Below are 19,842 nucleotides of genomic sequence, written 5' to 3'. Positions count from 1 at the left end.
AATGCCGACACGAGGTCGGCATTTTTATCTGTTGAGTTTACGCAGGCTTCTTGGTATCGGTAACTTTTTTGGTCACTGATGGAGCAATAGGATCTGCAGTAATATAACCTACCGCCGCAGCGAATTTTTTGTTGTAGTTTGCATCAATTGCAGTGTCAATTTGCGTCAGTAAATCTGCGCTTAAGCCGCTACGTGCACCAGTTGTAGCATCGATTTTATAGAAACGATTCCATTCATCACCTGGGTGCTGGAAGTTACTCATGATGTAGGTCCAGCCATTCACTTCATCTACGGCATGCAAACCTGTGGACTCTGCGCCGGCTGGTGTAGACAAGATACGATCCAAGGTGCTCGTATCCACATTGTAAGCCCACAAGAAGTTATTCAAATGGTTGCCTGAATCTTCACCGATGAACAAAGTGCGTAGTTTTTCCGAGAACTTTAAGTTATCTGGACTGGCAATTTTTTCTGGATTTGCCGTATTACCAAAGGTATCAATGCTAATATCTTCACCCATTAGTAACATATGGCTTTGCGCAGGCACCCATTCACTTTTAATGAGTGTCGCGTTGCTGTCAACCTGGCTGCCTTTAAGGTCATGAGCAAGTACCCCACCTGCTTTCAATGCTTTTGCAAATTTAACATTATGCGCAGCAACGTAACTGCTTGTATTTACAACCATCGAGTCTTGTATGTTGGCAAGTGCCGAGTAAGCCACTTTATCCTTGATATTAACTGTTGTACCTTCCATTTTGGTAAATGCCATGCTCGCACCCATCAGGGCCGCATAACGATGAGTTTCCAGGAAAGCGGCTGCTTTTTCCATACCTGGTTTGAGTTTGACCCAAAGCTTTTTCTTCGCCAATGTGATTTCAGTATAGCTGGCATCATTTGGATTTACGTTTAAGCTTTCCATGATGTCTGTTGGTTGAATATTCTGAAAATTGACCAGATCTTCAATTTCTTTGCTGGTTGCAGAACCAAGCTTAATCCACTCAATACGTGCTGTAGAGGTTTCATTTAATTCATCTTTGTATTTAGCAGCATAGAGTGTTCCTGCAGAGAGGTCTTTCTCTTTATCTGCAATGAACATAAAGAAACCGCCATTAGTATAGTCATCACCCATGATGACGGTTTTATTGTCAGGCATGACCTGAACCAGTTCATGTGAAATACGACCTAAACAATAATGCTTCTTGATGCTACCTGTACCATCTAAGTTCACGATCACTTCGGGTAAATGGCCATAGTTATATGGTTTTACTTTGGTCATATCATTATTAAAGAAGTATTTTCCAAATCCAGTTGGAGTTGGACCGCCAATGCCTTGGCCGAAAGCATCAGGTTCATATTCTTCACTTGAAAGATGGGTATTCCACGGAGAAAGACTGGCACCACAGGTAATCCATAAACCGTGCACAGGTGCAGTATTCACGTTGAAATATTTTTTAAGTTCTAAATGACCTGTTTTTTGATCCTGATCTAGAGTCAAAATGGCAATTTGGGAAGGCAATTGACCGTAGGTGTCTGCACCTGACTGGTCTTTTGAATTATATTCAAACTGAACCACATGGAATACGGGAGTCGTCACACCCTCGACTTTGGCACCGTCTAAATGAATGAGTGATGAACCATCCGGAGCATCAGAAAAGAACTGACGTTCTTGTCCTGCGACGGATTTATCCATAATTGGGTTGCCATTCACATCAAAATAGCCACCAGCAACTATTGTTCCACCACCATGTTTTGGCACAGTTTGACCTGTGACAAAGAAGGGTTTATATGCAAGCTGATATTCTGTATTGGTTGCATCATCCCAAGTAATTTGTAGTTTTGATTTGACCGATGTCGTCGCCATGTCAGCAACCGTGTTCGGTGCAGCCATTGGGGTAAATTTAGCACTTTTAAAATTGACTGGTTTTGTTGGTGGAATAGTGATGGCCTCTGAATCACTATTATTACACCCTGTTAATGCTGCTGTTGTGGCCATTGCCCCAAGCGGTAAAAAAGGAATTCCAGAAAACCATTTTAAAAGATCGCGACGAGTTGGCTGATGAGAAGTGGTTGTCATATTCAATCCGTAAAGTTTAATTAAGTTATTGTTTAGTTGGTTATCATGAGCGATTGTATAAAAGGGTGATGACAGTTTTTTTACACTTTTTGGTCAATTTAAAGACAATTTATTTTTTTAAAAATAATAAAATCAATATCTTAATATATATAAATAAAAACTCCAAACTTGCGTTTCAGGTTTGGAGCCCGGTAAAAGCAGTCTGATTACGGTTTGAATGCGTGGCGTTTTTCTAACATCTTTCCAAGAAATAATCCTATTTCAAATAATAACCACATGGGAATGGCGAGCATCACCATGGAAAGTGCATCCGGTGGCGTCACAAACATGGCAACAAAGAAACAGCCCACCACAATAAAGCGCCGTTTTTCTGCCAGACTTTGCGTGCTGACCACACCAATCAGAATCAGGACTAAAGTGACAATCGGAATTTCAAAGGTTAATCCAAACACCAAAAACAGTTTTAAACAAAAACTTAAATAACTGTTGATGTCGGTCATTGGTGCAACGCTCTCCGGCGACACACTGATAAAGAAATGCAAAATTGCCGGTAGGGTAATAAAGTAGGCGAAAGCTATGCCTAAGTAAAATAAAGAAATACTGCCAGCTAAAAGTGGAATGGCCAAGTGACGCTCTTTTTCATACAGGGCAGGGCGTACAAATGACCATAAGAAGTAGATGATCAGCGGCATTGCCAGCATCAAGGCCACAAATAAATTCAGCTTAAACGGGGCCATAAAGGTTGCAGTAACATCGGTGGCAATCATGGTGGAACTGACAGGCAGTTGTTGTCTGAGCGGTTCTGACAAAAGCTGATAAGTATAATTGCGAAATGGCAATAAGCAGAAAAACAGCAGCAGGGTAATACCGACGATTTTAAATAAATACTGACGCAGAACGATTAAATGCTGCATCACAGGCATTTGTTCCAGATTTTCAGTCTCTGATTTGACTACAGCGGCAGGCAATTGACTTGGGCTCATACGGCAATCTTCAATGTAGAGGGGAGATAAGAGCGCGAAACCTTGACTGCATCAGCGCCATGTAACTCAACAAAATTCGCCGAAAAGGGTGTCAAACGACACGGACTGAGCCAGGTATAAAGGGGGGAAGATGGCTCTTGAATCTTTTCTTGTTGTGTTGACTGGGTCAAATGATCCAGCTGCTTTTGCAAGCGCTGTTCTATTTCTGTCATGCGATCAATTTCTTTTTGGATTTCTTCACGAAAATCTGAAAGCTTGAGTTCCCGATCGACTTCAGTTTGAACACTCTGAATGAAACGTTTGGCTTTGCCATACCATTTCGCCGCAAAGCGCGCAGCTTCAGGAAGCTTTTCTGGACCGAGTACCAGCAATGCAATAATGGCAAAGCACAGCAGTTCTGTCATACCGACATTCAGCATGGCACGGTACTCTTAGCTTTTCACTGAATTTTCAGGATTTTTCACCTGTGCCTCAATGGTACGGGGTTCATTTAATCTAGACGGAATAGCTTCATCATCTTTAATGGATTTTTTAAAATCCTTAACTGCACCACCGACATCTTTACCGAGATTTTTCAGTTTGGAGGTACCAAACAATAAAATCACTACAATTGCAAAAATGACTACGTGCCAAATTGATAATCCTGCCATGTTCTTTACTCTTTTTTTATTTAGCTCTATCTGAACATTTGGCCATGACAGCAATGTGACTGAAAAATTTCAGTTTCAAGACAATCATGAATGGCGATGGAATCAGAAAAATAAGCAGACTCGGTCATGCTATTTATAGGATTGTGCTAGGATTTAAACTTCTGCTTCAGTTCAATTTGCAATCCATGGCACTTATCCTTCCTTTCATCTCGTTTCTAATTGGATATTTGGGTGTCAATGTATTAAAGCCGATTCGCCCGATGATGGCCGCAATACTGGCTCGTCTACTGATCCCATTGATTGTGATTTACAACATGGTGTTCTATAAGCAGGGGAGTCTGTGGCTGATCGGTTTTAGTATTTTTAGTTCGCTATTCCTGTTTGGCCTATTTTATGTTTTTTCCCGAGATAAATTACGTGCACTGTGTTTTAGTTATTTAAACGGTGTCTGGCTCGGTTTCCCTTTTGCCTTAGCTTTATTTGGTCCTGAAGCTTTAAATACCATTGTTGCCTTATATATCGGTGGTTCTCTATTTGGAAATATTAGTGCGGTCGTGGCAGTCAGTCCTGATAAACAGGATCCAAAATTTATTGTTAAAAATATGCTGAAATCACCGCCAGTGATGGCACTGACGATTGCCGGGATTTTATCCTTCTGGGATTTTAGTGCTTATGAATCTCACCCAGTCATTCAGTGGGGTTATCAGGCCAATAAAGTCTTGGTGACCTTTGCCGGTATGTGTGTTTTGGGGATGTGGCTGAGTAAGGTCAGGATTCAGCTGAGTGATTTAAAACAAAGCCTGGTGCTGATTAGCGGCCGTTTTATTCTGGCTTGGGTTTTGGTCGCTGGGGCTTATTTGTTTTTACCTATTCCGCATCAAGTACTGACCTACACCGTTATGATGATGTATTTCCTGCTTCCACCCGCAGCTAATATTGTGGCGTTGGAAACCCATTATCAGGGCACAGGACATTCAGCAAAATATATTGCGTCAGGTACTGTGGCCAGTGCGATATTGATTGGGGTTTATGGGGGGATACTTCATCTTTTATTACCCTCCCTCTAACTCCCTCCCAGAGGGAGGGAGAATATCAATCTAAAATTATATTTGGATTGAATTACATGTAATCCCTTCTGCTAGAAGGAGAGGTGGATTAATAAGGAAATTACTTCTCTAGGCTCGCTTTAAAAAACTGCATCGCCTGACCACGATGGCTGATTTTATTTTTATCTTCCTTACTCATCTCTGCACTAGAAATACCCAGTTCAGGCAACCAGAATAGCGGGTCATAACCAAAACCATTTTCACCGCGAGCTGCTTCTAGTATTTCACCCGTCCAGATACCCTGGAAAATTTGTGGCAGTGGATCTTCTGCATGTTGAACCAATGCAAGAACACAAACAAACATGCCTTCAATCGCTTCGCCTTCTTTACGAAGAGGTTTAAGTCGGGCTAACAGCTTTTCATTATTGGCGGCATCATTGCCATGTTCACCGGCATAACGTGCAGAATAAATGCCCGGCGCACCGCCCAGTACCGGAACGCAAATACCCGAATCATCGGCAATCGCTGGTTTTCCTGAAATTTTGGATGCATGACGTGCTTTGATAATGGCATTTTCCACAAAGCTCAAGCCATCTTCAACAGCATCTTCAATATTCAGTTTGCCTTGAGGGATTACCTCAACAGGTAAATTTAGCTCGGCAAACATTTTTTCAAATTCGCCAATCTTTCCTTTGTTGTTGCTTGCCAGTACCAGTGTTCCTTGCGATAACCAATCTTGTGCAGACATTATATAAAAGCTCTAATCTTTAAAATAAGTTCAATTTTACCTGAAATGGGGACTAACAATCAGCCAATAAAAAAGCACCCGCAGGTGCTTTTTATCAGAGATTCAAGCTTACTGTGCCTGAATCCACTTGTCGGCACGGTCACGTGCCTGACGGATCTGCTCTTGGCTTAAGTTAGCAGCCAAAGCAGTTTTTTTGCCTTCAGAAAGGGAAATCACTTTATTGTCGAGCATGCCGTCACGGGTAGACAGTTCATACCACTGATACGCACCGACATAGTTTTTCTTTTGCTCTTCCATCCTGGCTAGATTGAAGCTGGCACGGTTATCGCCACGGCTTGCTGCTTTTTCAAAATATTTACGTGCCAAAGCTTCATCTTTTTTGGTGCCAATACCATCAGCCAGCATACGACCCACATTCAGCTGGGCGGCGGTCAAGCCATTGTCCGCAGCGGCTTTGTACCAGGTAAAGGCTTGCTGCTCATCTCTCTGAACATCCTTGCCGTATTGATATTTGGTACCAAGATAAAATTGTGCAGCGGGTTGACCGGCTTTAGCGGCTTTGGTCAAATTGTTGATATCCATAACAGAATACTGCGCAGCCTGGCTTGAAACCGAAGCTGTAGGTGCAACATATTCTGCATGGGCTTGAATGCTAAACAGTCCAACGAATAGTGTGCTTAATAATATTTTTTTCATAGTGCGCTCACTCGATAAATAGCGACTTCACCAAACAGATTCGGGATATGTTTACTGAGTAAACTACCTTGCTGATCCCCATTCACGGCGAGTCGATTAATAATCCGGATATCGTTTTCGGCACAAAGTGCTTCAAAATCACGGAAAGTACATAAATGAATATTTGGCGTGTTATACCACATATACGGTAAAGCTTCTGAAACCGGCATCCTTCCTTTTAATGCCAAGAAAGAACGGGTCTTCCAATGCGCAAAGTTAGGAAAGGTGATAATCGCCTGTTTCCCCACACGCACCATATCACGCAATAATACGTCTGGTGCATCTACAGCTTGCAAGGCCTGTGCCATCACCACATAGTCAAAGGACTGGTCTGCAAAGCGGCTTAAACCGAGGTTTAAGTCTTGTTGGATAATATTTAACCCCCGACTTACCGCAATTGCAATCTTTTCCTGATCAATTTCTAGGCCATATGCACGAATATTGTGCTTTTTGCTCATATGGGCCAGCAGTTCGCCATCGCCACAGCCTAAATCCAGTACGCTGGAATCGGGTTTAATCCATTTTTCTGCCAGTTGATGATCGATACGCATTACACAGTCTCCTTAGGTGTGGCTTCGAGGTGTTCTGCACCACCTAAAAATGCACGTAATGATTTAACGTAAAGCGGAATCGGGAACAGGAACGAGTCGTGACCCTGTTCGGCATCAATATCGACATAGCTGACAGGTTTATGGTTACTAATCAGTGCATCGACAATTTCTTGTGAACGCTGCGGGGTAAAACGCCAGTCTGTGGTAAAGGACACCACCAGAAATTTACATTGGGTATTTGCCATGGCTTTTTTCAATGACTGCTCATACTCGCGTGATGGATCAAAGTAGTCCAGCGCCTTGGTCATAATCAGGTAGGTATTGGCATCAAAGTTACGGCTGAACTGTTCACCTTGATAGCGCAAATAGCTTTCCACCTGGAATTCCACATCGAAACCATACATAAATTTGCCCGACTTCAAGTCACGGCCAAATTTCTGTTTCATGGCTTCTTCAGACAGATAGGTAATATGACCGACCATACGTGCCAGAATCAGGCCACGTTTCGGATAGCTGTCATTTTCCAGATAACGGCCATTATGGAAGTCGGGATCAGACAAAATGGACTGACGCGCCACTTCATTAAAGGCAATATTCTGTGCCGATAGTTTCGGTGCACTGGCAATAATGACGCATTTTTTTAAACGGTCTGGATAATCCACCGACCATTGCAAAGCCTGCATGCCGCCCAGAGAACCGCCAATAATGGCATACCAGACATCAATGCCCATGCGGTCAGAGAGCAGGGCCTGGGTTTTGACCCAGTCACGCACGGTGACGAGTGGAAAATCCGGTCCATAAGGACGGTTGTCATTTTCCGGATTCGGCGAAATCGGGCCGGTCGAACCGCTGCAACCGCCAATATTGTTTAGTGCAACCACAAAGAATTTAGAAGTATCAATTGCTTTGCCTGGTCCAATGCATGCATCCCACCAACCGGGTTTGCGGTCATCTTCATGATGATAACCTGCCGCATGGTGATGGCCTGAAAGCGCATGACAAATCAGAATGGCATTAGATTTGTCGGCATTGAGTTCACCATAAGTTTCGACCATGAGCTCAAAACGTGGAAGAATTCGATCACATTCGAGCTCTAACGGCTCTTCAAAAATAAACTTTTGCGGGGTAACTAAGCCCACTGAATCAGCTGGAAAAGACACAGGAAATTTTCGCCTTAAATCTTTAGGATCAATAAATAAAAGGATACCACTAGCGGGTATCCTTCTAAAGTCATTTTAATGCTAAATATTATTGCTAATACTTATACCGCAGCAGCAATCACCTGATCGGTACTTAATACACCTTGTTCAATCAAGCGGTTGGTGCAGGCAATAATCGCTTCGATAGATGAGGTCACGATGTTGTCATGCACTCCGGCACCAAAGGCTGACTTACCGGTACCTTTGACTTGAAGCTCAACCAAGGCCAATGCTTTGGCATTTGCACCAGAACCGATACTGCGTTCTTCATAGTTCAACACGTCGATAGGCAACTGTAATGCATTCAAGATTGCAGAAATCGGACCGTTACCTTCACCACGCAAGTGTTGAACTTCGCCGTTTACTTCAATATCCAACTCAATGACCTGATTGCCATTTTCATCCGATAATTTGTAGTTTTTGGCCGAGTAATGAGCATCTTTCGCTGCTACATAAGTGTCTTTGAACAAGGTCCAGATGTCTTGCGCAGAAACTTCTTTGGCTTGCTCGTCAGTCACCTGTTGAACCACTTGCGAAAACTCAATCTGTAAGCGACGCGGCAACACCACGTTGTAGTTCGATTCCAACAAGTAAGAAATACCGCCTTTACCTGACTGTGAGTTAACGCGAATTACCGCATCATAGTCACGGCCCAAGTCTTTAGGGTCAATTGGCAAGTACGGCATATCCCAGATTTCTTCGTTTTTCTGAAATTCAAAACCTTTTTTGATGGCATCCTGATGCGAACCAGAGAATGCGGTGAACACCAAGTCGCCGGCATATGGATGGCGAGGGTGCACTGGCAAGCCTGTACATTCTTCAACAGTGGCAATAATTTCGTTGATGTTGGAGAAATCCAAGTGAGGTGCCACACCCTGGGTATACATGTTCAAGGCAATTGCTGCAACATCGACGTTACCGGTACGTTCACCATTGCCAAACACACAACCTTCAACACGGTCAGCACCGGCCATAATTGCCAATTCTGATGCTGCAATACCGCAGCCACGGTCATTGTGGCAGTGTACAGAAATGATCACGCCATCACGACGTAACAAATTACGGTGCATCCATTCCACCTGGTCCGCATAAACATTTGGACCTGAAACTTCAACAGTGGCGGGCAAGTTCAAAATCACTTTATTCTCAGGAGATGCTTCCCAGATTTCAGTCACTGCATCACAGGCTGCTTTTGCCACTTCCAATTCGGTTGCAGAGAAACATTCCGGGCTGTACTGAAAAATAAATTCAGTTTCAGGATACTGCGCTGCATATTGTTTCACTTTTTGTGCAGCATTAATCGCTAACTGACGTGCACCTTCCACATCCACGTTCAAGACTTTTTGACGGAAAGTTGGAGAGTTTGAGTTGTAAATATGCACGATGGCACGTTTTGCACCGACCAATGATTCGAAAGTACGCTGAATCAAATGATCACGTGCCTGCACCAACACTTCGATGTAAACATCATCCGGAATATGGTTTTCTTCAATCAATTTGCGGGTAAAGTCAAAATCAATTTGCGATGCAGAAGGGAAACCGATTTCAATGTGCTTGAAACCGATTTTCACCAACATCTGGAACATCTTGAATTTTTGATCCATATCCATCGGTTCAAAAATGGCTTGGTTACCGTCACGAAGGTCGGTGCTCATCCAGATTGGCGCTTTGGTAATTTCATTATTCGGCCATTGACGGTCTGGCAAGTCTACACGTTGATACATGCGACGATATTTTTTACTTGGATCAGCCAACATCATGAGGTAACTCCTTGTGTAACATGGGTTGCTTAAAGTCGTGGATAACGGCAACCTGTTACTTATATAGATTGTGTCTATTCTAGCAATTTACAAGTCTGACACTGGAAGACATTAGTCGAAAGTTGTAATAAAACCAATGCATTATTATGATTTAGTTTTACCGTAGCACTTGTAAATCTATAACTTAATATTAATTCATTTATTCCGAAAATATTTTTCTATTTTTGCATGTAGGGAGCGACTTAAGAAAATATTTTTCACTAATCTTATTTTTTGTGGAAAATACAATCATTGCTGATGTCTTTTAGCGTGGCCGTTCCCATTAATGCCATGGTAATCTCGAATTCTTCCTTCAATATTTTAATGACATGCGCCACACCCAGCGCCCCGGCAGTTGCCAGACCATATATATAAGGACGACCGATGAAAACCGCTGAAGCACCCAGCGCAATGGCTTTAAATACATCTGAACCACGACGAATCCCGCCATCGTATAACAGTGGGAAATCGGCCGGCACCACTTTTTTAATCATTTGCAATGCGCTGAGTGGAGGAATGCAGGTGTCTAACACACGACCGCCATGATTGGATACAATCAGGCCTTGTACGCCGTGCTGTATGGCCAGCCGGGCATCCTGCGGATTGACGATCCCTTTTAAAATAACCGGTAATGAGGTCTGTTGAACCAGCCAGGAAATATCTGCCCAGGTGGGTGCAATTTTCATCAAGCCATTAAATACGGGGTGATCTCCCTCCTGTAATTCCGGCAAGGGAATATGCGCCGGTGTATGCGGATGCTGCATGCCTTTCGGCAAATGGAAAAATACCCGGCGTTCACGGTCACGGATGCCGGTATGCGGTGAATCTACAGTAATCACCAAGGCTTTAAAGTTTTGCTGTTCTGCCAGTTTCACCAAGGCGAGCGATTTTTCCCGGTCACCTTGCCAGTACAGCTGAAACCATTTGTATGGATTGTCCATTTTCAGTTGGCGCATGTCGGTATTGCTGAAAGTGCTCAGAACCATATTGCTGCCGAGAACTTCTGCTGCCAGCGCCGTTGCTGCTTCAGCTTCAGGATGGAACTGCTGCTGGTGTCCAATCGGGGCCAGAAAAATCGGGTGCGGATATTCCTGCCCTAAAATAGTACAGCGGGTATGGCCTTGAGTCAGGTCTGTGAGCATTCGGGGCAATAAGTGAATCTGTTGAAACTGATCCAGATTATCCCGAACGCTGACCTCATCCATAGAGCCGCCTTGCAAGTACTGCCACACCATATCAGACAGATGCTTTTGTGCTTCAATTTCATAATCGGCAAGGGTCTGTAAATAGGCCGGAATCTGGGAAAGTGGGGCAACTGGTGCAACGGTTTTCATAGATCTCCCCATTGGCGTAATAAATTATGGTAATGACTGGTCAAACCCAGAATTTCTTCGCTATCACCAATCTGCTGGCGTAATTGAATAATGTTCATGTCGAGATTAAACAGCATGCTGCGCTGCCAGTCATCTTTGACCATGCTCTGTATCCAGGTGCATGCAGCAATCCGCTTGCCTTGGGTCACCGGTTCAACCCGATGTAAACTGGTCGCAGGGTAGAGAATGGCATCTCCCGCATCCAGCTTCACTTCATGGCTGCCATAATTGTCTTCCACAATCAGTTCACCGCCTGCATATTCATCCGGTTCAGATAAAAACACGGTGATGGAAACGTCGGTACGAATGGCTTGTCCGATGCTGCTGGAATATTGCACTGCATTATCGACATGATTGCCATAATGACCAGCATCTTGATAGCAATTAAATAAAGGCGGAAGAATATGTTTGGGCAACGCTGCCGATTTGAGCAGGATGTTGTGTTGTAAGGCCTGAAGAATTTTGGCTGAAAAGGATTGATAAGCAATGCTGTTGGGATCAATTTGCAAATTATTTTTAATCTTTTGTGCCTGAAAGCCGGCGCTGTGCTGACCCTGAATCCACGCCTGACTATTATCTAATTGTTGTCGTAGCTCGGCAACCTGCTGTTTGCTCAGAATTTCAGGAATATGTAACATCATCAGCTTGATCTGCATCCCTAGAATTGATTGGACTCAAAAATAAATAATGTAGTGCATTAGGTATAGTTGCTATTTCATACACGAGGAGTCAACAGTCACTAAATCTAACACACTACACTTATACTCAATCTGCTAAGACTTAGCGAATGGCTTAAAACTTATAGTTAAAGGTTAAAGCTGCTGAACGCGGTTGTCCTAATATTACACGACCACCGCCATTATTGAGGGTACTGATGTATTCCTTATCTGCCAGGTTATAGACATTTAAGTTGACTGAAGCATTTTTATTCAGGCTATAACCCGCCATAGCATCAAATACCACATAGCCTGGAATGTTAGGCATATTCGCCGCTGCCGTGCTGTCAGTGATGACACGTTTTTGCTCATCGACATAGCGTGCGCCTAGACCCAGCTTAAAGCCGGCAACATCATAGGTCGACCATAAGCTTGCTGTCCATTCAGGTGACCAGCGCACATTGTTGGTTCGAGTAATTGCTCCGGTGGTTGCATTCACGCTGAGCTGATCTTCTTGTTCAGTTTTCATGTGCGCGACACCGGCAGACACATTCCATGCATCCGTGATTTTGCCCACAGCACTGAGTTCAACCCCTTTCACGGTCGTTTTACCTTGTTGAATGGATTCTTGGGTAATTGCATCCTGGGTAAACTGGTTTTCATTTTCAGTGTAATAGGCAGCAGCATTAAGTGCCAGCTGATCATTCAGCAGATCCCACTTGGTGCCAATTTCATAGTGATGGGTTTCTTGCGGTTTTGCAGCGGCACTATTAATTCCGTCTGCTGAAAGACTAAAGTTGGCACTTCCCGGAGGAGTCAGAGATTTGGCATAAGAAGCATATACGCTACTTTTAGCGGTAGGTTTAAATAGGCCGCCCAGTTTCCAGCTGACCAAGGTGTCATTCGCACCAAAACTCGCAGGAACCAAGCTGCTGCTACCCGATGGCAAGGTCAAAGCATCATATTCGGTGTCGTAATAGTCGACCCGTACTCCGCCATTCAGCTGGAAGCGCTCGCCAAATTTAAGCGTGTCGAATAAATACGCTGCGGCAGTATCGGTTTCACCATGGGTATAGCCACCGTTATACATCAGGCCGGGCATTGCTTCATTGCGATCTGGATTATAAAGATTGGCCCAAGAGGTTGCTACCGTAGCTTGCCCAGGCATTTGCGTGGCTAAAGTTTTTGTGTGTTGCTGTTCTTTTAAGAATTCCAGACCTGCAACCACATCATGTTCAATCGCACCGGTTGTTAAATTCAGGTTCAAAGTCGTTTGATTGGCCAGAATCTTATTTTCCTGATCGACACCCTGACGTGAGCGGTTAACTTCCCAGTCTTTTGGATTACTTGAACCATTGGTTCTTAACCCCGCTGAACCGGTATTTATCCCGGTTAAAACACGGTTCATACTGGTTTTACCCAAACGGGTGATGTTGGTCAGTTTGACGTTTTCAGCCAGATCACTTTCAATTTTTGCTGTGTACATGTCTGCATCGACATCTTCATGGTCATTGACGTGACCATAATAATTTTCACGGTTGACTTTAGCTGCTGAAGCTAAAGTAGAATCGGCGTTGTAGAAACCCTTCATGCCAATGGTTGGAATACCGCCATCCGGAATATTGCGTTGACGAATATGCTGTGAATACAGATACAGGCGGGTATCGCTATCCAGGCCAAAGGCAATCGAGGGTGCAATCGCCCAGCCGTTATTTTCAATAAAATCGCGGCCTTCAACGCCACCGTCCTGTCCCATGGCATTTAAACGAACGGCAATGCCATCATTAATCACCTGATTGATATCAGCAGTCAGGCGGGCATGTTCTGCAGTATTGTAAGTGGCAGAAACTTCACGGCTATTTTCAGTCTGTGGCAGTTTGCTGGCCAGGTTGATATACCCTGATGCTGCACCACGACCGGCTTCCGCACCAGAAGGGCCTTTGACCACTTCAATCTGTTCCACGTTAAAGACATCACGGGTGACCGCACCCAAATCGCGAATACCATCGACATAGGTCGAGGTTTGCGTAGAAAAGCCACGCATCTGAAAGGCATCGCCGGCACTGGTATTGCCATTTTCACCCAGTTGCAGGGTAATGCCCGGGGTGTTTCTAAGGGCTTCTACCAAAGATGTTGCACCTTGTTCTTTTAATAATTCTTTTTTAATCACTGAAATGGTTTGCGGGGTATCGACCAGTGGCTGGGTATATTTTGGAGAGCTGACGCTATCGGCTTTATATTTATTTTCTGCTTTAGATTCCAAGGTAATGGTTGGCAGCTGGGTGATACCATTACTCGCCGCTGCATGAGTCATGAGCGGGAACGAGGCCGCTAATGCAACCAGTTGAGCGTTTCTGTGGTGTTTGCGGCTTTTGATTTGTGCCATGGTCAGTCATCCCTAGTTTCGTATAAGACAGAATTCCAATACTGTTTTGCAACTTTTGTGGTCAGTAATCTGGAACTAAAAGTGAACGTATTGTTATGGATTGTAACAATGGTGCAAATATTAATGATAATTATTATTATTTGCAATAAGTTTGTATGAGATTGTCAGGCTTTATTTGAAATGTTGCTTAAAAAAGCGCAATGGATGTGCTTAATCCAGTGCGCTAATGAACAAGAATGATGATTATGCAGTGATTTTTTTACTGGCTCACAATGCCATGCCTAACTCTGCTGCTCAGTTTAAAGAAATTAGAACCATCCTCAGAAATTAGAACCATCCTCAGCAGTAATGCTGCACTTGAATTATGTGCTTTTCATGGTTTTAAAAATCAGAGTTCAGCCCATTTGCGCATTAAATTATGATAAAGATTGGTCAGCTTGATGACTTCTTGGTGCTGATCGCCCAACTGCATACGCAAGTTCTGAATGGACTGGTCTAGGTTAAACAGCATGTGGCGTTCAGCATCATCACGAATCATGCTTTGTACCCAAAAGAATGAAGCGAGACGGCAGCCGGAGGTCACTGGCGTGACTTCATGCACACTGGTGGAAGGGTAGAGAATCATATCGCCTGCAGGAAGTTTGACTTCATGATAACCATAGGTATCTTCTACCACCAAGTCACCGCCTTCGTATTCCTCGGGCTCACTCAAAAAAACCGTGCAGGACAAGTCTGTACGCAGGCGCTCATTGCTGCCGCGTATCCGACGGATGGAATTGTCGACATGAAAACCAAAAGCTTCGTTGTTTTCATAACGGTTAAACAGCGGGGGAATAATATCGAGCGGAATGGCTGCAGATAAAAATAGGGGATGCTGCCCTAATGATTCTAAAATAATGGTACTTAAGTGGTGAGTGAGGGGGTGATCTTCAGGCAGTTGCTGGTTCTGTTTGACAGTTGCCGAAAGCGTACCGGCTGTGACCTTACCATTGACCCATTCAATTTTATTCATTTCTTCACGGAAATATTGAACTTGTTCTTTGCTCAGGACGTTAGGAATATGATGGATCACGGCAATATACCTTTGGAAGAATGAATTCTTTGAGCTATAAAAATAGCCTCATTATGAGGCTATTTTAAATCAAACCCCATAAATAAATTATGGGATTTTTAAAGTCGATTTTAGTATTTAAAGTTTAGCGATAATACTGCGCTACGGCCTTCCGCTTCAGTGGCATAGTGAGACGCATACGCTTTAGTGAAATAGCGTTCATCAGACAGGTTATTGACATTTAATTGCAGGTCAACATTTTGGTTGACGTTGTAACGTGCCATGGCATCGTAACGTACATAACCTGGAACAAACTTGGTATTAGCAGCATTAGCGTAGATTTTATCCATTGCAGTTGCACCAGCACCCAATGTTAACTGTGGTAATACTTGATAAGTTGTCCAAAGGGTTGCACTGTTTTTCGCTACGTTCTGAACTTGTTTGCCATCATTTGTACCAGCACCATCATCAACCAATTCACTATCTAAATAAGTATAACCCGCAGAAACTGCCCATTTATCCGTGATGTTACCGTTTGCACCAAGCTCAAGACCATCGACACGAGTTTCACCAATATTACGTGTGAAGCCATCAGAATCTACTGCACGGGTATTGGTTTTTTCGGTACGGAAAATCGCGGCAGTTAAGTTCAGCTTGTCATTCAGAACATCCCACTTAGTGCCTAACTCCATAGTGCGGACTTCTTCAGGTTTTAGATTGTTGAGGTAATTTGCCTGTACTAGGCTAGTAGAGCCGCTTTGATTGCTGAATGATTCAGAACCATCACCTCCATCAACACCGACCGGATTCGCTGAAGTCGCATAGCTTGCATAAATAGAGCCATTTTCTACAGGTTTGTAAGTAATGCCGGCTTGATAGTTGAAGAAATCATTGTCATTTTCTGCTTTGCGTACAGTACCTGGGGGAACAACAGTATTTTTACTACCTGCAATCATGGTTTGCTGGGTATCAAATTTGTCCCAACGTACACCCAAATCTAAAATCCATTGTGGATTGAATTCAATATTATCCAAGAAATAAACCGATGTTGATTTACTTTGAATATTGTACTGGTCGGCACCCACTGTAGTAATAGAGCCGTTCCATGGGCCTCGGTTTGGGTTTTGTACTGAAGTACACCAGCCCGAAGCAATATCAGTAGCATTACAGGCATTATGTACATTACCTGTCGCGTTTAGACCATCAATAATGTATTGGGTACGGTCAGTTTCCTGATCTGAGTACTCTGCACCCAGGTTAAAGCTATGCTGTAAGGCACCCGTATTAAACTTGCCGGTTAAAGCGAGTTGGTCAGTAAAGGTATCGGTATCAGCTACACGTGAGTTGGTACGTGCCCAAACGTTACCTATTAATTCATTTGTAAAACCAGCTTTGTTATAGAAATTACCCTGAGAATCATCCGGATTAGTCCATAGATAATCATTTTTAGAATTGCTATAAACAGCGGTATTTGAAATGGTTAGATTGTCAGTCAGGTCATGTTCAAGTTTAATCGTAGCAGACTGGTTTTCCTGTTTCTGGAAATCACGATCTTTCCAGCCGTAATATTCACCCTGTTTCACATCGATAGGCTTACCATTTCCATTTAATGGTCGGTAATCAGTCGCCCCGGCACTTGGCGCACCGAAAGGGTTGTTATAAGGAATACCAGAATCCGGAATATCATCTGTCTTTAAGTAGTAATAGCTTAAAGTTGCACGGGTAGGGGTGTCTAAACCAAAGCTAATGCTTGGTGCAATCCCGGCACGTTTGTATTCAGTACCATCCGCCTGACCGGCTTTTTCATTGTGATGGCCCATCACTGCAACACGAGCAGCAATACCGTTACCAAAATCTTTGTTGCCATCTAAAGTAATACGTTGGTAATTATCGGTACCTGCGCCAATAGAACCTTCTAATGAGTCACCTTTTTTAGCAACTTTAGAAATCATGTTGATGCTACCGCCAGTAGTACCTGCACCACCCATTGCAGATGCAGAACCTTTGGTCACTTCAACCTGTTCTACTGCAAACATTTCACGGTTTTGCGATGTCGCATTGCGTACGCCGTCTATATACATCGAACTTTCAGAGTTATAACCACGAATAAATGGACGGTCACCATTCGGGTTACCACCTTCACCAGCACCTAGAGTAATTCCCGGTACTGTACGCAAAGCATCGCTTAAAGTTGTCACTTGAGTATCTGCAATCAGCTGTTTAGAAATAACAGAAACTGATTTAGGCGTATCAAGCAAAGGAGCAACAAACTTGGAGTTTGCAGATTTATCTACTTTTAAACCTTGAGTTGTTTCTGCTTCTGCTTGAGCATGAATAGTGTCAAGCTGAGCAACCTGATCTTGTGCAATTGCATTAGCTGCCATCATTGAAAGTGATGACACAATCGCAGAAGATACGATTTTTTTGCGTGTTTTAATGAAGGCCATTTTTAACTCAATATGGTATTGTGAAAATGTATGATAATAATAATGATTCTTATTTTACATCACTATTAAGTTGAATTGAAATTGGCGATTAAGAATAAATAATTAAGTGTTTATATGGATGATAAAATGTGTTAATATTTAATTAAGTTATTGATAATTATTGTTAATTATTAAAACGATCAAGAAATTGTTATTAATTGTGAATATTGATATCAATTTTTAACATTTTTAACGCAAAGATAGAACCAATTCTTGCATTTAACCCATGCATATTTCATCTCGTGAAAAGCGTATTTTTTTAAACATGATAAATAATTTAAGCTGATGTCGTATTTATAGAGATATATTGCAGAAATAGGGGACGAAACCCTATTTATGAATAAGCATCCAAAAGAGAAGCGGGTAAAATAATGAGAAGAATAGACCACACAAATGCAATACGAACAAATTCGGCAAGGTGTTATCTTTAAAAAGATGGGATGAAACAACAATAAAGCCAGAATTTTATCTAAAAAGCGTAAAATTACATGGTTAAACCATCCTGTTTTGTATATCTTTCAATGTTGTCATATAATATGGCACTTTCAAAATTGCAATTACTATTTCTATATCGAGGAAGCCATGCAAGTAACTTCTGAAGCGGTTTCGGGCGTTGCCCGTCGTTTAAATGTATCTGTACCGACGAGCCGTGTGAACGAGCAATTTGAAGCTCGTTTAAAACGCACTGCTAAAACTGTGAAGATCAACGGCTTCCGTCCAGGTAAGGTGCCTTTAAATGTGGTACGCCGTGAATATGGCGCAAGCATTTATCAAGAAGTTGTGAACGATGTAATTCGTGACACAGTATTTGAAGCAATTCAACAAGAGAAAATCAATGCTGTTGGCATGCCAAACATTGAAAAAGTTGAAAACAAAGAAGACGCTCTTGTTTATGAAGCAACTGTAGAAGTTTATCCAGAAGTTGAAGTTAAATTTGACGGTCTGGCAGTTGAGCGTAAAGCAACTGAAGTGAACGACAAAGACGTTGATCAAATGATCGAAAACCTTCAGAAGCAACGTGCTTCTTGGACTGAAACTAAAGGCATGGCTAAAAAAGACATGCAAGTGACTTTCGATTTCGAAGGTACTGTGGACGGCGAGAAATTTGAAGGCGGCGCTGCTGAAGACTTCAAGCTTGTTTTAGGTTCAGGTCGTATGATCCCTGGCTTCGAAGACGGCATCGTTGGTATGAAGAAAGGCGAAGAGAAAGTGATTGATGTTACTTTCCCTGCTGACTACCAAGCTGAAAACTTAGCGGGTAAAGCTGCCCAATTCAAAATCACTGTGAAATTAGTTGAAAAACAAAAACTTCCAGAAATTGATGCTGAATTCCTTAAAATCTTCGGTCTAACTGAAGAAGAAGGCGTTGAAAAATTAAAAGCTGACGTTCGTAAAAACATGGAACGTGAAGTGAAAAATGGTCTTCGTAACCAGGTGAAAGGTGCAACTTTTGATGCGCTTGTAGCTGCAAACGAAGTTCAAATTCCTGAAGCTATGTTGTCTCAAGAAATTGACCGTCAACGTCAACAAATGATCCAACAGTTCACTCAACAGTTTGGTGCTCAAGGCGCTAAAGCATTTGATTCAAGCATGCTTCCAGATGAATTGTTCAAAGAACAATCTGAAAAAGCAGTTAAATTAGGCGTGTTGGTAAGCAAAGTATTGGCTGAATCTAAAATCGAAGTAGATGCAGCTCGCGTTGAGGCTTACATCGAAGACATGGCTTCTTCTTATGAAGATCCAACTGAAGTGATTGAATACTTCAAAAATGACAAACAGCAACGCGCTCAAATCGAAGCTGTTGTTCTAGAAGATCAAGTTGTTGATCACATCTTGGCATCTGCTAAAGTGACTGACACTAAAGTAAGCTACGAAGACTTATTGAAAGAGCAACAAGCTCGTCAACAAGGCTAAGTTTAGCTGATTAAAAAAAGGCGCATCATGCGCCTTTTTTTATTTACAGACTTATAGGGTCTGTTGACATTTCATAAATGGCTTGCGTTGTGAACTACTCGTTTAGAATGACTAAATTTCGTATTTCACGCCTTGTATTGCCTAAAAAATACTCGTAGTTGCAAACATAGACGAATTGTCAACAAACCCTGTTG

16 protein-coding genes are annotated in these 19,842 nt (G+C 42.8%); 2 read left to right on the top strand and 14 right to left on the bottom strand.

The features are described from left to right. Window positions 1-37: 37 nt before the first annotated feature. From B9T29_RS10190 to B9T29_RS10175, 4 genes are all read right to left on the bottom strand, one after another. Window positions 38-2,071 carry a PhoX family protein gene (locus B9T29_RS10190; protein ID WP_086175824.1) on the bottom strand — a complete coding sequence of 678 codons (2,034 nt, stop codon included), beginning with the start codon at window positions 2,069-2,071 and terminating at the stop codon, window positions 38-40. Window positions 2,072-2,277: 206 nt separating this feature from the next. After that, entirely contained in the window at window positions 2,278-3,054 is a 777-nt protein-coding gene (gene tatC / locus B9T29_RS10185; RefSeq protein WP_086175823.1) for a twin-arginine translocase subunit TatC, read from the bottom strand. Then, window positions 3,051-3,473 carry a Sec-independent protein translocase protein TatB gene (tatB, locus tag B9T29_RS10180; RefSeq protein WP_086175822.1) on the bottom strand — a complete coding sequence of 141 codons (423 nt, stop codon included), beginning with the start codon at window positions 3,471-3,473 and terminating at the stop codon, window positions 3,051-3,053. Before tatB ends, tatC begins: the two co-directional genes overlap by 4 nt. 12 nt (window positions 3,474-3,485) lie before the next feature. Next, window positions 3,486-3,704 (bottom strand): Sec-independent protein translocase subunit TatA, encoded by a 219-nt coding sequence (locus B9T29_RS10175; protein ID WP_086175821.1) that lies wholly within the window; start codon window positions 3,702-3,704, stop codon window positions 3,486-3,488. 185 nt (window positions 3,705-3,889) lie between these two features. On the opposite strand from B9T29_RS10175, the gene B9T29_RS10170 reads away from it, so the two are divergent. Next, the gene (locus B9T29_RS10170; RefSeq protein WP_086175820.1) at window positions 3,890-4,771 is read left to right on the top strand and encodes a permease; all 882 of its coding nucleotides are present in this window, start codon (window positions 3,890-3,892) and stop codon (window positions 4,769-4,771) included. Window positions 4,772-4,871: 100 nt separating this feature from the next. Here the strand turns inward: B9T29_RS10170 and rdgB are convergent, their stop codons facing one another. The 10 genes from rdgB to B9T29_RS10120 all read right to left on the bottom strand — a co-directional run bounded on the left by rdgB (window position 4,872) and on the right by B9T29_RS10120 (window position 17,695). Further along, on the bottom strand, window positions 4,872-5,498 hold the full coding sequence (gene rdgB, locus B9T29_RS10165) for an RdgB/HAM1 family non-canonical purine NTP pyrophosphatase (RefSeq protein ID WP_086175819.1): 627 nt from the start codon (window positions 5,496-5,498) through the stop codon (window positions 4,872-4,874). A 108-nt stretch (window positions 5,499-5,606) separates the two neighbouring features. Next, window positions 5,607-6,194 carry a tetratricopeptide repeat protein gene (locus tag B9T29_RS10160; protein ID WP_086175818.1) on the bottom strand — a complete coding sequence of 196 codons (588 nt, stop codon included), beginning with the start codon at window positions 6,192-6,194 and terminating at the stop codon, window positions 5,607-5,609. Continuing rightward, complete coding sequence (metW, locus tag B9T29_RS10155) at window positions 6,191-6,784, bottom strand: methionine biosynthesis protein MetW (RefSeq protein ID WP_086175817.1); 594 nt, start codon at window positions 6,782-6,784, stop codon at window positions 6,191-6,193. Before metW ends, B9T29_RS10160 begins: the two co-directional genes overlap by 4 nt. Beyond that, the gene (gene metX / locus B9T29_RS10150; RefSeq protein ID WP_086175816.1) at window positions 6,784-7,944 is read right to left on the bottom strand and encodes a homoserine O-succinyltransferase MetX; all 1,161 of its coding nucleotides are present in this window, start codon (window positions 7,942-7,944) and stop codon (window positions 6,784-6,786) included. The genes metW and metX overlap by 1 nt, the downstream gene beginning before the upstream one ends. A 101-nt stretch (window positions 7,945-8,045) precedes the next feature. Then, complete coding sequence (gene leuA, locus B9T29_RS10145) at window positions 8,046-9,743, bottom strand: 2-isopropylmalate synthase (RefSeq protein ID WP_086175815.1); 1,698 nt, start codon at window positions 9,741-9,743, stop codon at window positions 8,046-8,048. Window positions 9,744-10,009: 266 nt separating this feature from the next. Beyond that, a complete protein-coding gene (locus B9T29_RS10140) occupies window positions 10,010-11,116 on the bottom strand; it encodes an alpha-hydroxy acid oxidase (protein WP_086175814.1) in 1,107 nt (368 codons plus the stop codon). Then, entirely contained in the window at window positions 11,113-11,796 is a 684-nt protein-coding gene (locus B9T29_RS10135; RefSeq protein ID WP_086175865.1) for a Fe2+-dependent dioxygenase, read from the bottom strand. The genes B9T29_RS10140 and B9T29_RS10135 overlap by 4 nt, the downstream gene beginning before the upstream one ends. Before the next feature lie 151 nt (window positions 11,797-11,947). Then, complete coding sequence (locus B9T29_RS10130; RefSeq protein WP_086175813.1) at window positions 11,948-14,197, bottom strand: catecholate siderophore receptor Fiu; 2,250 nt, start codon at window positions 14,195-14,197, stop codon at window positions 11,948-11,950. 388 nt (window positions 14,198-14,585) lie between these two features. Further along, window positions 14,586-15,269 carry a Fe2+-dependent dioxygenase gene (locus tag B9T29_RS10125; protein ID WP_086175812.1) on the bottom strand — a complete coding sequence of 228 codons (684 nt, stop codon included), beginning with the start codon at window positions 15,267-15,269 and terminating at the stop codon, window positions 14,586-14,588. A 110-nt stretch (window positions 15,270-15,379) separates the two neighbouring features. Continuing rightward, complete coding sequence (locus B9T29_RS10120) at window positions 15,380-17,695, bottom strand: TonB-dependent receptor (protein ID WP_086175811.1); 2,316 nt, start codon at window positions 17,693-17,695, stop codon at window positions 15,380-15,382. 621 nt (window positions 17,696-18,316) lie between these two features. Here B9T29_RS10120 and tig point away from each other — a divergent pair. Then, entirely contained in the window at window positions 18,317-19,648 is a 1,332-nt protein-coding gene (gene tig / locus B9T29_RS10115; protein ID WP_086175810.1) for a trigger factor, read from the top strand. Window positions 19,649-19,842: the final 194 nt, after the last annotated feature.

This window comes from Acinetobacter sp. ANC 3903, assembly GCF_002135315.1.
Lineage (GTDB): Bacteria > Pseudomonadota > Gammaproteobacteria > Pseudomonadales > Moraxellaceae > Acinetobacter.
The sequence above is the reverse complement of the archived record's forward strand: the minus strand, read 5'-3'. Positions and strand labels throughout refer to the sequence as shown.

Excerpts from the sequence above, each read along its gene's own strand:
- B9T29_RS10130 (WP_086175813.1), bottom strand. The coding sequence starts at position 14,197 with ATGGCACAAATCAAAAGCCGCAAACACCACAGAAACGCTCAACTGGTT.
- B9T29_RS10140 (WP_086175814.1), bottom strand. The coding sequence starts at position 11,116 with ATGAAAACCGTTGCACCAGTTGCCCCACTTTCCCAGATTCCGGCCTAT.
- rdgB (WP_086175819.1), bottom strand. The coding sequence starts at position 5,498 with ATGTCTGCACAAGATTGGTTATCGCAAGGAACACTGGTACTGGCAAGC.
- metW (WP_086175817.1), bottom strand. The coding sequence starts at position 6,784 with ATGCGTATCGATCATCAACTGGCAGAAAAATGGATTAAACCCGATTCC.
- tatC (WP_086175823.1), bottom strand. The coding sequence starts at position 3,054 with ATGAGCCCAAGTCAATTGCCTGCCGCTGTAGTCAAATCAGAGACTGAA.
- leuA (WP_086175815.1), bottom strand. The coding sequence starts at position 9,743 with ATGATGTTGGCTGATCCAAGTAAAAAATATCGTCGCATGTATCAACGT.
- B9T29_RS10190 (WP_086175824.1), bottom strand. The coding sequence starts at position 2,071 with ATGACAACCACTTCTCATCAGCCAACTCGTCGCGATCTTTTAAAATGG.
- B9T29_RS10170 (WP_086175820.1), top strand. The coding sequence starts at position 3,890 with ATGGCACTTATCCTTCCTTTCATCTCGTTTCTAATTGGATATTTGGGT.
- tig (WP_086175810.1), top strand. The coding sequence starts at position 18,317 with ATGCAAGTAACTTCTGAAGCGGTTTCGGGCGTTGCCCGTCGTTTAAAT.
- B9T29_RS10175 (WP_086175821.1), bottom strand. The coding sequence starts at position 3,704 with ATGGCAGGATTATCAATTTGGCACGTAGTCATTTTTGCAATTGTAGTG.
- B9T29_RS10120 (WP_086175811.1), bottom strand. The coding sequence starts at position 17,695 with ATGGCCTTCATTAAAACACGCAAAAAAATCGTATCTTCTGCGATTGTG.
- tatB (WP_086175822.1), bottom strand. The coding sequence starts at position 3,473 with ATGCTGAATGTCGGTATGACAGAACTGCTGTGCTTTGCCATTATTGCA.
- B9T29_RS10135 (WP_086175865.1), bottom strand. The coding sequence starts at position 11,796 with ATGATGTTACATATTCCTGAAATTCTGAGCAAACAGCAGGTTGCCGAG.
- B9T29_RS10160 (WP_086175818.1), bottom strand. The coding sequence starts at position 6,194 with ATGAAAAAAATATTATTAAGCACACTATTCGTTGGACTGTTTAGCATT.